This window comes from Brevundimonas sp., from assembly GCF_035561115.1.
GTDB lineage: Bacteria > Pseudomonadota > Alphaproteobacteria > Caulobacterales > Caulobacteraceae > Brevundimonas.
Genome location: NZ_DATMYH010000025.1, coordinates 1 through 12,481 on the forward strand (window position 1 = coordinate 1; position 12,481 = coordinate 12,481).

General features: G+C 71.0%; 14 protein-coding genes. 8 read left to right on the plus strand and 6 right to left on the minus strand.

Annotated elements, in window-relative coordinates; genetic code table 11:
- Positions 1–79 precede the first annotated feature (79 nt).
- The 5 genes from VN378_RS03410 to VN378_RS03430 all read right to left on the minus strand — a co-directional run bounded on the left by VN378_RS03410 (position 80) and on the right by VN378_RS03430 (position 4,674).
- Positions 80–1,084, minus strand: a complete 1,005-nt coding sequence (locus tag VN378_RS03410) for a glycerophosphodiester phosphodiesterase family protein (protein WP_325740983.1) — start codon at positions 1,082–1,084, stop codon at positions 80–82.
- Positions 1,085–1,314: 230 nt separating this feature from the next.
- On the minus strand, positions 1,315–2,223 hold the full coding sequence (locus VN378_RS03415) for a cobalamin biosynthesis protein CbiG (RefSeq protein ID WP_325740985.1): 909 nt from the start codon (positions 2,221–2,223) through the stop codon (positions 1,315–1,317).
- A gap of 70 nt (positions 2,224–2,293) precedes the next feature.
- Positions 2,294–2,809, minus strand: a complete 516-nt coding sequence (locus tag VN378_RS03420; RefSeq protein ID WP_325740987.1) for a hypothetical protein — start codon at positions 2,807–2,809, stop codon at positions 2,294–2,296.
- Positions 2,810–2,812: 3 nt separating this feature from the next.
- Positions 2,813–3,610 (minus strand): exodeoxyribonuclease III, encoded by a 798-nt coding sequence (gene xth, locus VN378_RS03425; RefSeq protein WP_325740989.1) that lies wholly within the window; start codon positions 3,608–3,610, stop codon positions 2,813–2,815.
- Between the two features lie 110 nt (positions 3,611–3,720).
- A complete protein-coding gene (locus VN378_RS03430) occupies positions 3,721–4,674 on the minus strand; it encodes a hypothetical protein (RefSeq protein ID WP_325740992.1) in 954 nt (317 codons plus the stop codon).
- Positions 4,675–4,827: 153 nt separating this feature from the next.
- On the opposite strand from VN378_RS03430, the gene VN378_RS03435 reads away from it, so the two are divergent.
- The 6 genes from VN378_RS03435 to VN378_RS03460 are packed head-to-tail and all read left to right on the plus strand — an operon-like array spanning position 4,828 to position 9,676.
- Entirely contained in the window at positions 4,828–5,901 is a 1,074-nt protein-coding gene (locus tag VN378_RS03435) for an MBL fold metallo-hydrolase (protein WP_325740993.1), read from the plus strand.
- Complete coding sequence (locus VN378_RS03440) at positions 5,898–6,671, plus strand: enoyl-CoA hydratase (RefSeq protein WP_325740995.1); 774 nt, start codon at positions 5,898–5,900, stop codon at positions 6,669–6,671. The genes VN378_RS03435 and VN378_RS03440 overlap by 4 nt, the downstream gene beginning before the upstream one ends.
- A gap of 34 nt (positions 6,672–6,705) precedes the next feature.
- Positions 6,706–7,191 carry an N-acetyltransferase gene (locus tag VN378_RS03445; RefSeq protein ID WP_325740997.1) on the plus strand — a complete coding sequence of 162 codons (486 nt, stop codon included), beginning with the start codon at positions 6,706–6,708 and terminating at the stop codon, positions 7,189–7,191.
- 42 nt (positions 7,192–7,233) lie between these two features.
- A complete protein-coding gene (locus VN378_RS03450) occupies positions 7,234–7,800 on the plus strand; it encodes a DUF1285 domain-containing protein (RefSeq protein WP_325740999.1) in 567 nt (188 codons plus the stop codon).
- The gene (locus VN378_RS03455) at positions 7,797–8,459 is read left to right on the plus strand and encodes a CoA pyrophosphatase (protein ID WP_325741001.1); all 663 of its coding nucleotides are present in this window, start codon (positions 7,797–7,799) and stop codon (positions 8,457–8,459) included. Before VN378_RS03450 ends, VN378_RS03455 begins: the two co-directional genes overlap by 4 nt.
- Positions 8,456–9,676, plus strand: a complete 1,221-nt coding sequence (locus VN378_RS03460) for a CCA tRNA nucleotidyltransferase (protein ID WP_325741003.1) — start codon at positions 8,456–8,458, stop codon at positions 9,674–9,676. The genes VN378_RS03455 and VN378_RS03460 overlap by 4 nt, the downstream gene beginning before the upstream one ends.
- Here VN378_RS03460 and VN378_RS03465 read toward each other — a convergent pair.
- Complete coding sequence (locus VN378_RS03465) at positions 9,657–10,577, minus strand: endonuclease/exonuclease/phosphatase family protein (protein WP_325741005.1); 921 nt, start codon at positions 10,575–10,577, stop codon at positions 9,657–9,659. The two genes, VN378_RS03460 and VN378_RS03465, sit on opposite strands and share 20 nt — an antisense overlap.
- Positions 10,578–10,686: 109 nt before the next feature.
- Between VN378_RS03465 and VN378_RS03470 the strand changes: the two genes are divergently transcribed.
- Both VN378_RS03470 and VN378_RS03475 read left to right on the plus strand, forming a co-directional pair.
- Positions 10,687–11,160, plus strand: a complete 474-nt coding sequence (locus VN378_RS03470; RefSeq protein ID WP_325741007.1) for a DUF4112 domain-containing protein — start codon at positions 10,687–10,689, stop codon at positions 11,158–11,160.
- 187 nt (positions 11,161–11,347) lie between these two features.
- On the plus strand, positions 11,348–12,481 hold a 1,134-nt coding region (locus tag VN378_RS03475), incomplete at its 3' end, for a DUF2793 domain-containing protein (protein ID WP_325741009.1).

The window sequence follows — 12,481 nt, forward strand, 5'->3', positions numbered from 1 at the left end:
CTCCCACCCTGTCGTCGCTGGCGCGCCGACATCCCTCCCCCGGAGGGGGAGGGAGAAGCCCGTGACCGGTCGTTGAAAACTAGATGCCCCCGGCCCTGTCCCGGGCCAGCCCCGGCTGGTCCATGAAGGCCGCGTCGAGCCCGTATCCCGCGAACCGCGCCAGCCGCTCCCGCAGTCGCCCGTGCGCCGTCGGCGCCTCGCCGATCCGGTCGGCCCCGGGCAGGAAGGCGTTCTCGGCGCGGAAGGTCCAGGCGGCGACCTTCAGCCTCGCGGCGTGGGCGTCGGCGATCAGGCGCGTCGGGGCGCCGGGCGCCGGTTCGATCAGGGCGGTGTCGGCGCCGATCCAGTCGGCGTACGCCGCGACCGCGGCCAGACCCTCGGGCGTCGTCATGGCGGCGTAGCGCGACTCCGGCTGGTCGAACGGCCCGCCCGACGCCGCGACCAGCTGCAGCAGCGGCGTGGCGATGCGGGTCCGCAGCCGTTGCAGCGGCCCGACTTCGAAACACTGGACCAGCACCGGGGCGTCCGCGCCGGTCAGCCCCCGCTGTTCCAGAACGGCGACGAAGGCCTCCTCCATCGGCAGGCCGAGAGCGGCGAAATACGTCGGATGCTTCAGCTCCGGCGCGACGCCGACGCCCGCCTCGGCGGCGATATCCAGCACCTCCTCGAAGGTCAGAATCGGCTCCTGCCCGTCGAAGGCCGTGTTGGCCGGCCGCAGGTCCGGCAGGCGCTCCCGGGCGCGCAGGGTCCTCAGTTCGGCGAGGGTGAAGTCCTCGGCGAACCAGCCGGTCATGCGCTCGCCGTCGACGGTCTTCGTCGCCCGACGGGCCGCGAACTCCGGGCGGGCGGCGACATCCGTCGTGCCGCCGATCTCGTTCTCGTGGCGCACGATCAGGACGCCGTCGCGGCTCATGACCAGATCGGGTTCGATGAAATCCGCGCCCTGTTCGATGGCCCGTTCATAGGCCGCGCGGGTGTGCTCGGGCCGTTCGCCCGAGGCCCCGCGATGGGCGATGATCAATGGATGGGCCAGCACCGGGCTCCCGGTCAGGATAAGCAGGGTCGCGAGGATGAGCCGGATCATGCCCGGGCGGTAGAGGCGGGAGGCGACATGCTGATGACGCGACCTCTGCTTTCGTCATCCTCCGGCGAGCGCGGCGAGACCGGGGGACCCAGCGGCGCGCGAGAGCGCGACCCTGTCGCGGACCGGTCTGGTCGCTCGGGCGTGCCTGAACAGATCGCCTTCGGCGCCGCTGGGTCCCCCGGTCGCGCCGCGAAGACGCGGCTTGCCGGAGGATGACGAAAGGCAGGAGGCTACGCCCCCAGGATCCAGCCTTCTTCCTGTTCGACGCGCGCGATCAGGGCCTCGTCCGCGCCCTTGGGCGGGGCGAAGGCGGCGGACAGGGCGCCGGCCTCGTCCAGTCTGGCGAAATGTTCGGCGGTGACCCGGACCTGGGCCTGATCCTTGAACTCGCCGGGGTTCGGCTTCGCGTCGAACATCGAGGGATAGACCTCGACCACCAGCGCCGACAGCGGTTCGACGTCGGCCGTGTCCAGGGCACGCCAGCCGGTGCCGAAGGGCCAGACGGCGCCTGAGGGCCCCAGGCTCTCCAGCAGCCGCCGCACGGCGGGAATGCCGACCAGGGTCTGACCGCCGACGGCCCCCGCGCCGTGCATCTGCCACACCGACTTGGGCTGCAGCTTGCCCTTGCGGACCGCGTCCTGGGTCGCCCGGTATTCCGGGATGTCGGCCCCCGCGCCCGCCGGCGGCTTGGTCGTGGTCAGCCAGCGCTGCGCCTGATTGGCGGGCGCGCCCCACAGCGGCCAGGCCTCGTCGGTCATCAGCCGGTTCATCTTGGCGGCGACCTGATAGCGGTTGTTGGTGTTGTCGGCCTTGTCGACCACGTTCGAGGCGATGAATTTCCACATCGCCGACCACGGCGGCGTCCCCGTCAGCTTCAGCCGCGCGGCCGTGCCGGCGGGATAGCCGAAGTTGAAGTCGAACCCGACCAGCACCCGGTCGCCGCGCTTGCGGTGTTCAGCCAGCAGCGAGGCCAGCAGCGTCTCGCCCTCGGCGCGCGTGGCGACGTTGTGCGTCTCGGTATAGAGGCGGAAACGCACGTCGCGCTTGGCCACGCCGATCCAGACCGAGCCGTCGCCCAGCTTCTTGCCCTCGGCGGCCGTCCAGTCGGCGATGATGTAGGCGTCGAACAGGCGGGCCACGGGATATCCTTGGGTACGCGGAAACAGAAGGGGCGCTTCTAGCCCTCCCGCCCGTCCGCCGAAAGGGCGATCAGCCCTTCAGCAGCGCTTCCAGATGCGACAGCCAGCGGCGGCCCAGCCGCAGGGCCTCGCCGGGAGACCCCGTCTGGGCGGGCAGGGTCGCATCCCACAGGGCCAGTTCGAACTCGGGATGCCGTGCGTCGGCGAACAGCAGGCGCAGGGTCACCTGCTCGGCCTCGGGCGCCAGCACGTCCAGCGCCTTGCGCGTCTCGCCGCGGCGCACGCGGGCGACGACATGACCGTCGACGATGATCTCGCCGCCCTCGATCTCCTCGAAGGCGTAGACCAGACCCGAACCGCCCCGGTTCCACAGCACCGCCACCTGGGCGCCGTCGAAGTCCAGGCCGGCGGCGCGGCCCTCGGCGGGCGACAGGGCCTCGGCCTCGGGCACGGCGCCCAGCGATTTGAGCAGGGCGCGCTTCATCCGGCGCACGGGCTCCATCCACCAGGCCAGCACCAGGGCCGCCGTGGTCAGGGCCGCCGCCGCCAGCGCCACCAGCAGGATGACCCGGAGCGCATCGGCCACGGCCTAGTCCTCCAGTTCGACGACGACGGGGACGTGGTCGGAGGGCTTGTCCATGTCGCGGGCGTCGCGGTGGGTCTCGATGCCGACGAAACGATCCGCGGCCTGGGGCGACAGCAGGTGGAAATCGATGCGGATGCCGTGGTCTCGCTGCCAGGCCCCGGCCTGATAGTCCCAGAAGGTGTAGGTCCCGGGCGGCTGCTTGCCGAGTTCGCCCGCCTCGGACAGGCCGAGATGGTTCAGGGCGCGGAAGGCGGCGCGGCTCTCGGGCTGGAACAGGGCGTCATTGACCCAGGCCGAAGGGTTCTTCGCGTCGTCCGGCGTCGGGATGACGTTGTAGTCGCCGCACAGGGTGAAAGCCTCCTCCTGTCGCAGCAGGTCCTTTGCATGAGCCTGGAGGCGATCCATCCACGCCAGCTTGTAGGCGAATTTCTCGGTCCCGATCGGATTGCCGTTGGGCAGGTAGAGGCAGCCGATGCGGACGGGGCGGGGGGCCTCGATCACGGCCTCGATATAGCGGGCCTGTTCGAACTCGGCCTCAAAGCCCGAGGCGTCCGCGCCGGGCAGGCCGCGCCTCAGGTCGCTGAGGGGGTATTTCGAAAGCAGGGCCACCCCGTTGTAGGTCTTCTGGCCATTGGTCTCGATGTTGTAGCCGAGGGACTCGAAGGCCTCGCGCGGGAATTTCTCGTCCAGGCATTTGATCTCCTGGAATCCGACCACGTCGGGTTGGGCGGCCTCAAGCCAGGCGAGCACCGTCGGCAGGCGGGCGTTGACCGAGTTCACGTTCCAGGTGGCGATGCGCATGGCGCCATGAGTACGGCGTGTCGGGCCGGTCTGTGAAGCCGGATCGTGCAAACGAAAAACGCCCCGGAGCGAACTCCGGGGCGTCGTCTTCGTCAGGCCTGAGCCGGGGCTTACTCGGTGGGCGCCGGGGCGGCGGCCGGGGCCGGCGTCAGGGTGCAGCCGCCGCCGATCCGCTGGGCCGTGGCGCAGGGATAGATCTGCTGTGTCGCGCCCTCGGGGCTGACACGGGCGATATAGCCCTCGCCTTCGGCGGCGCATTTTGCCTCGTAGAAGCGGCCGTTGGCGTTGGTGCCCATCAGACGGACCTGGGCCACGTCGCAGGCCGAGGCCTCGGTGCCGGCCAGCTTGGGCTCGAAGCCGTCGGCCTGCTCCCGGGCGGTGGTGAACCGGCAGGTTCCGCCGGCCGAGGCGACCTGCAGGCAGTCCTGCAGCTTCCAGCCGGTCGCGACCTTCTCCAGCCAGTAGCCGTCGACGCCGGCGCAGCCGACCTCATAGACGATATTGTTCTGGTCGCTCTTGCCGATGGCCACGGCCTCGTCGACCGTGCAGGTCACGCCGGCCTCGCGGGCCCAGCCGCCGATCACGGCCAGACCGTTCTGATTGGCGGGCAGGACGCACTGCTGACCCACGTCGGCGGCCGGGTCGCGCAGCCGGGCCGTATAGGCGGTCCCGGCCAGCTCGAGGCAGTCGAAGCTCTGGGGCGGCGTCGAGGCGATCAGGATGTAGCCCGGACCGCCGGCGCAGGCGGTCTCGTAGATTTTCGCCTGTTCGGCGGTCATGCCGGGATTGGAGGCCTCGGTGACCTGGCAGGTCAGGCCGGCGGCCGTCGCCACGGCCTGGGCCGCGGTCTTGAGCTCTTCCGGCGTCGGGGGGGCGGCCGGGCGCTGCCGGCGGCGATTGCGGCTGGCGCGTTCGCTCTCGACGGCCTGGCCTTCGTCGGCCTGCGCCGACGGCGCGCTGGCCGGGCGGTTCTGGGGGTAGTTCTGAGCCAGTGAAGGTTGGGCCGAGGCGGCCGCGATCACCAAGGCGCCGCCCAGCAGGGCGATCAGTTTCTTGTGCAGCACAGGGGACTCCCGAATGGACAACGTCTTCAACCCTTGGCGAGCGGTTGTGGTCGGGTCAAGGCAGGATGGCGGCGAGGCTGGACGCGCAGGGAGGCTTGGGCTTATCTAGGGAATGAGTTTCGATTGGAGACGGACTTGGCGGATGGAGTCCTGATGACCGGGGCCGGCGAGGCCGCCCGGGTCGGGCGCGGCCTGACCTATCCGTTCGGCGACCCGCCGGGATTCGGAGAGGCGGTTCCCGTCGCCGCGGGCGTTCTGTGGATGCGGCTGTCGATGCCGATCGCCCTGAATCACATCAATGTCTATGCGGTCGAGGACGGCGACGGCTGGGCCCTTGTCGACACCGGGCTGAACATCCCCGACACGCGCGAGCGGTGGGACGCCCTGCTGGCCGGGCCGCTTGGCGAACGACCGGTGACGCAGGTGATCTGCACCCATATGCATCCTGACCACATCGGCCTGGCCGGATGGCTGTGCGAGCGGTTCGGCGTCGGCCTGACCATGACGCGGCTGGAGTATGTGACGGGACGCATGCTGCTGGCCGACACGGGCCAGCCTGCGCCGGAAGCGGGCGCGGTCCACTATCGCGCCGCCGGCTGGGACGAGGCGCATGTCGAGACGTACCGCCGGGAGTATGGCCAGTTCGGCCGGGCGGTGTCGCCGCTGCCGTCGGGCTTCACCCGGATACGCGAGGGCGACCGGATCAGCATCGGCGGACAGGACTGGCGCGTGGTGGTCGGCGAGGGCCACAGCCCGGAGCACGCCTGCCTGTGGCGCGAGGCGGACGGCGTGGTGCTGGGCGGCGACCAGATTCTGCCGAAGATATCCTCGAACGTCTCGGTGTGGCCGACGGAGCCTGAGGCCGACCCGCTCGGCGACTGGCTGGCGTCGCTCGAGCGAATGCAGTCGGTGTTTCCCGAGGATGTCCTGGTGCTGCCGTCGCATGGCGAGCCGTTCCGCGGCGTGCAGGCCCGGCTGGATGCGCTGATCCGGGGACATATGACGGCGCTGAAGCGGCTGGAGCGGACCCTGCAGACGCCGAAACGGGCGGTGGACGTCTTTTCCGCCCTGTTCGCGAGGCCGGTGGGCGACGGCGTGCGCGGGATGGCCACCGGCGAGGCGATCGCGCATCTGAACTATCTGCAAAAGCGGGGCCGGGTCAGCCGGACGCGCGACGCCGATGGCGTCGACTGGTGGACCATCGTAGAAGACGGAGAGACGGCGTGACCGACCATATTCAAACGGAACTGGCGGACGGCGTCCTGACCGTGACCCTGTCGCGGCCGGAGAAGAAGAACGCCATCACCCAGGCCATGTATGCGGCCCTGTCCGACGCCACCGAGCGCGCGCGCGCCGACGACGCAGTCCGGGTGCTGCTGTTCCGGAGCGAGGGCGACAGCTTTTCGGCCGGCAACGACATCGCCGACTTCATCGCGATCGGCTCGCAGACTGGCGAGCCGCTGGACATGTCGGTGTTCCGCTTCCTGAAGGCCCTGGCCGAGCTGGACAAGCCGGCGGTGGCGGCGGTGCGGGGCCGGGCGGTCGGCATCGGCCTGACCCTCCTGCTTCATTGCGACATGGTGGTTGTGGCCGAGGACGCCCTGCTGTCGGCGCCCTTCATCAACCTGGCGCTGGCGCCGGAAGCCGCCTCGTCGCTGCTTCTGCCGGCCGTGCTGGGGCATCAGCGGGCCTTCGAGATATTCGCCCTTGGCGAGCCGATCGATGGCCGCACAGCCCTCGCCTGGGGCCTGGCCAACCGCGCGGTCCCCGCCGACGAGGTCGAGGCCGTTGCGGCGGAATTGGCCGGCAAGCTGGCGATGCGGGCTCCCAATTCGATCCGCAGGACCAAGGCGCTGATGCGGGATTCGGAACGTCTCTGGGCCCTGATGCAGCGCGAGGGCGAGGTCTTCGGCAGTCAGATGAAGAGCCCGGAGGCCATGGAGGCCTTCATGGCCTTCAGCCAGAAGCGCGCGCCCGACTTCTCGAAAGCCGGTTGATTCGCCCGGGCGACGGCCCTAGTTGCGCCGCCTGATGTTCGACACCCCGCTCAAACCCGCGCCTGTGCGCATCGAAGCCGAGACACCCGCCGACGCTGCGGCGGTCGAGGCGCTGGTTCTGGCCGCCTTCGGTCCGGGCCGGTTCGCCAAGACGGCGGAGCGGTTGCGCGAGCGCGCCGGCGTGGCCGCGGCCTTCGTCGCGCGCGACGGCGAGCGGGTCATCGGATCGGTCCGTCTGTGGCGGATCGCGGTCGGCGAAACGCCGGCCCTGTTCCTCGGCCCCATCGCCGTGGCCTCGGACAGCCGCAAGGCCGGCCTGGGCGCCGATCTGGTGCAGGCCTGCATCGATCACGCCGCCCGGGTCGGGCTCGACATCCTGCTGGTCGGAGACATGGGCTATTTCGAGCGTTTCGGCTTCGCCATAGCGCTCGATGTGCAGTTGCCCGGTCCGGCGGATCGCGCGCGCGTGCTGTGGCGGGGCGAGGATTCGCCCACGGGGCTGGTGCGGCCCGTCCGCTAGAAGGGGTTTGCCGCCGCCGCCCTGACGCCTAAGTCTGGACCCATGGCATCCACCGACGACAGCAAGACCGGACTGGCCGCCGTCGCAGAGGCGGCGAAACAGGCGCCGGGTCGCGGTCTGCCCCCGGTTCATCTGTGGAATCCGGCGCATTGCGGCGAGATCGACATCGTCATCCGCCGCGATGGCGTCTGGATGCATGAAGGCTCGCCGATCGGTCGGGCCGAGCTGGTGCGGCTGTTTTCGACCGTGCTGCGCAAGGATCCGGACGGCTATGTCCTGGTCACCCCGGGCGAGAAGCTGTCGATCACGGTCGAGGACCTGCCGTTTCGAGCGGTGACGGCGGAGCGGCGGAGCGGCGCCCTGGTCTTCACCACCGACGTCGGCGACGAGGCCGAGGCGGGCCCTGAACATCCCATCGTGGTCGAGACGGATCCGGAGACGGGCGAACCCTCTCCGTCGGTTCGGGTCCGTGCGGACCTGTGGGCCCGGATCTCGCGCCCGGTCTTCTATGAATTGGTCGAGATGGCCGACATCGAGGACGGGCGGCTGACGGTCCGGTCGAACGGCGCCGCCTTCGCTCTCGGGCCTGTCGGGGCGGGTCTGGAATGAGTCTGTCCACCCTCCGCGTGCGATTGGCCGAACGGCTGGAGCCGGTCGAGGGCTGGAGGCCCGACGGAGCCGCGACGCGCTCGGATTTCGATCTCAATCCGGAGGCGGAGCGCCCGGAGCGGACCCTGCGCCCCGCGGCAGTGCTGATCCCGGTCATCGCCGGCCCGGACGGAGCGACGGTGTTGATGACCCGCCGCGCCGACAGTCTGGCCAGCCACACCGGCCAGATCGCCTTCCCGGGCGGGAGGCTGGACCCTGGCGAAACGGCCGTCGACGCCGCCCTGCGCGAGGCGATGGAGGAGGTGGCGCTGGATCCGGCGCTGGTTGAGGTCCTGGGGGTCGGCGACGCCTATGAAACCGGCACGGGATTTCTGGTCACCCCGGTCGTCGGGTGGCTGACCCGGCCGCCCGTCACCGCGCCTGCCCTGGACGAGGTGGCCGAGGTGTTCGAGGTGCCGTGGGACTTCCTGATGGACGTCGCCAACCATCGCCGGGATTCCTACGAGCGGGACGGCCAGCCGCCCCGCTGGTTCTGGGCCATGCCTTATGGCGAGCGGTACATCTGGGGCGTGACGGCCGGGATCATTCGCGCCCTGCACACGCGGCTGTACGGCCTCGAGAGCGCGCCCGATGCGGCGGCGGCTGAGGATGCGGCATGAGCGTGCGCCTGACGGATCAGCCGTGGCTGACCGCCGCCTCCACGCGCGCGGTGATGGCGGCGCTTGAGGCGGCCGGGGGGCCGGGCTGCGCACGCTTCGTCGGCGGCTGCGTGCGCAACGCCCTGATCGGCGTGCCGGTCGACGATATCGACATCGCCACGACGTTGAAGCCTGAAGAGACCGACAAGGCGATCCGCGCCGCGGGGCTGAAGGCCGTGCCCACGGGCATGGCCCACGGCACGGTGACCGCGGTGACCGAGCGGACGCCGTTCGAGATCACGACCCTGCGGCGCGACGTCTCGACCGACGGCCGCAACGCCACCGTGGCCTTCACCGACGACTGGGCCGAGGACGCGGCGCGGCGGGATTTCCGCCTGAACGCCCTCTATGCCGACGCGGACGGCCAGGTTTTCGATCCGACCGGCCATGGCGTTGCGGACGTGAAGGGGGGACGGATCGTCTTTGTCGGCGACCCGGAAACCCGGATCGCCGAGGACTATCTGCGCATCCTGCGCTTCTTCCGCTTCTTCGCCTGGTATGGCCGCGGCGAAGCCGACCCCGCGGCCCTCGCCGCATGCCGCGAACGGGCGCCGGGCATGGGCCGGCTGTCGGCGGAACGGGTGTCGAAGGAGCTGATGAAACTGCTGTCGGCCCCGGATCCGCGGCCGGCCATGGCGGCTATGGACGGCGCCCGGGTGCTGGCCCAGGTCCTGCCGGAGGCGACGTCATGCGCGCAGTTCGACGCGGCCGTCGATCTGACCGCCGATCCGGCCTTGAGATTGATGACCCTGTTGCCCGCCGACGCGGAGGTGGCGAAGGGCGTGTCGGGCCGGCTGAGACTGGCCAACGCCGTCCGGGACCGGTTGATGCAGGCTGCAACGGCCTTCCCGTCCGTCGATCTGTCGATGAGCGACGCCGCGGCGCGGGCGGCCGTTTATCGCCACGGCGTGCGCGCCGTCATGGACGCCCTGTACCGGCGGTGGGCGGAGGCGCCCGGGCGCGGCGACGACGCGCGACGGCTGTTGCGGCTGGTCGAGGACTGGACCCCGCCGGGGCTGCCGGTCGGCGGCCGTCAGATCGCCCGTCTCGGGGTCGCTCCGGGCCCGGAGACGGGGCGGCTGCTGAAGGCGTTCGAGGACGGCTGGGTCGCCGACGACTTCCCGTCCGAGGGCCATGCCGAGCGGCTGGCCGCCCTCGTCAATCGGCCGCGAGAGTGAGTTCGGTCACCACCGGCCGGTGGTCCGAGCCGGTGGGGCGGCCCAGGCGGCGGCTGACGAAGGCGAGATCGGGCGAGCGGTAGACCTGGTCGATGGTCACGCTGAACAGGGACGGCGCGGCGCTGGGCCAGGTGCCGGGAAAGCCGGGAGCAGGGCGCAGGCCCAGGTCCCGCTGGATCTGGCGGCCGATGCGGGCGCTGGACACGCTGTTGAAGTCGCCGGCGACGACGACCGGGCCGTCGAGGTCGGACAGGACGGCGCCCAGCGCCATGGTCTGGCTGATCTGCCCCCACTGTTCCTGGAACGGCCAGGGGCGGGTCAGGTGGACGCCGACGACGTTGAGCGGACCCAGCGGCGTACGGACCGCGGCGCCGACGGCGTGCAAGCCGTCGGGCCGGTCCTGGATCGCCCTCAGCGGCCAGCGGGAGGCGACGACCGACCGCGCCGCGCCGCTGGGACGCTCGATCCGGGGGGTGGCGACCCGGTGCGGATAACCCGCCAGCAGTTGATCCATTCGCGCGGCGGGCGCGTCGCCCAGTTCGATGAGGACGACGATGTCAGCGTCAGAGGCGGCGACCGAAGCGGCGATCGCGTCAGTATCGGTGTTCAGGGCCCACAGGTTGGCGGAATACAGCCGGACGACGGGGGCTCCGGGACGCGGCGGGGCGGACGCCGGAAACCATTGCGGCGCCACGGCGAGCGCCAGGACGAGCGTCGCCGCCAGCCCGTGCCATGCGGCCGCCTTCAGGCGGGCGACGATCAGGCCGGTCGTGAGCGCGGCGGTCAGGATCAGGGCCGGCGCGGTGAACTGGAGCAGGATATCGACCCACCGGTGGCCGACGCCCGACAAGGCCAGAAGGCCGAGCCCCAGGGGCGCGGTCAGGGCCAGCCGCAGCGTCATCTCCACCCGCCGGCCGCGGGCCTTCGGGCCCCCGTCCCCCCGTCCTTGCCTTTCATGGTGAACGGGGGTCGTCATGGCGCGTTACGGTCTCGCTTATTGGAGGGCAGGCATGGCCAGACGGTCCGTCGCGGATATCGAGAAGATCTGGTCCAATGTCGAGGGCGTGAAGAAACTGTCGGACCGGGCTTTGGGCATCGGCCCGTTCGGAATCGGGCTGGACGGCCTGCTGACGTGGATCCCGGTCGTGGGCACGGTCTACAGCGTCGGGGCCGCCGGGTGGCTGTTGATCCAGGCCGGCAAGGCGAGGGCGACGCCCTCCACCCTGCTGCGCATGGTCGGCTATCTGGGCCTCGACAGCGCCACCACGGCCGTCGGAGAGGTGATTCCCTTCGCCCCCGACGTGGTCGATGTCTTCTTCCCCGGCCACCTGATGGCGGCGAAGGCGCTGCAGAAGGATATCGAGAGCACCCACTGGGTCGAGGCCAGCGAGCGCGAGGCCCGCGCCTCGGGCGATCACGACCGGCATGTCGCCGACATGCGCAGGAACCCGAAGCTGCGCCGGATCGTCTATCTGCATGATTGACGGCCGGACGAAGCCGGAGGCCGTCCCGTTCGTAACGGCCCCGCTGCTGGCATTTCCCGCCGAACCAGACGACTTTCGAAAGCCAGTTCGCTGATTTTGCAGACGTTTTTCGTTTGAGTAGCGTCATCTCCCAGCCGCAGGAAGCGCCGCGCCCACACTGATCTCCGACACTCGTGCGGAGAGAACGATGAGCGACGACCACAGCGCCCGGCTTGAACTGCCCTATCTGGCGGCCGGGCAGATGCAGAAGCATGTGACCCTGAATGAGGCCCTGACCCGGCTGGACGCCCTGGTCCAGACCGCCGTGGTCAGTCGAACCACGACAGCTCAGCCGGCAGAGCCGACAGACGGCGCCCTGTGGATCCTGCCCCCGGATGCGACTGGCGCGGACTGGGGCGCGCGGCCGGCGGGAACGCTTGTTCGGGCGGAAGGCGGCGGGTGGAACGCGGTCGCGGTTCCGGAAGGCCTGGTGGCGCTGGTCGAGGATGCGGCCGAATTGGTGGTGCGGCACCGGGACGACTGGGTTCCGCTGGGCCGGCGGCTGGGGGAAATCCAGGACCTGGGCCGGCTGGGCGTCGGCGCCACGGCGGACAGCGGCAATCCGTTCCTCGCCAGGCTGAACAACGCCCTGTGGACCGCGCGGGAGGCGGCATACGGAGGCAACGGCGACCTGCGGCTGACCCTGAACAAGGAGGCGGCGGGCGATGTGTTGTCGCTCGTGTTCCAGAGCGGATACGGCGGCCGGGCGGAACTGGGGCTGGTCGGCGACGATGACCTGAGGCTGAAGGTCAGCGCGGACGGATCGAACTGGCGCGACGTCTTTTCGGTCGAGCGGTCCAGCGGTCGGGCGGTCTTCACGCAGGGCGCGGGCCAACGGTCCGTGACCGCCTTCAGCACATCGGGGACCTATGCGCCGCCCGTCTGGGCGCACAGCATCGAGGCGGTGGTCGTGGGCGGCGGCGGCGGCGGCGGAAGCGGCGCCTTCGGTCCATCCGGCGTGCGTCCGGGCGGCGGCGGCGGCGGCGCGGGCGGCGTCAGCCGGGCCGGTTGGCCGGCGGATGTGCTGAGCGGCGGACTGACGATCACCGTCGGAACGGGCGGCGCCGGCGGCTCTGGCGGCTCCGGCGGCGACGGGGCCGACAGCGTGGTTTCGCTGGGCGGCGCGGCGCTGCTGACCGGCGCCGGCGGAGGCGGAGGTCAGGATGGCGCGGCAGGCGGGGCGGGCGGCTTCGGCGGAGTCGGAGCGCCCGCCTCCAACGCCGGCGGCGCCTCCGGCGTCGCGACGGCAGGCGCGCCGGGCAAGGGCCGTGACCGGCCCGAC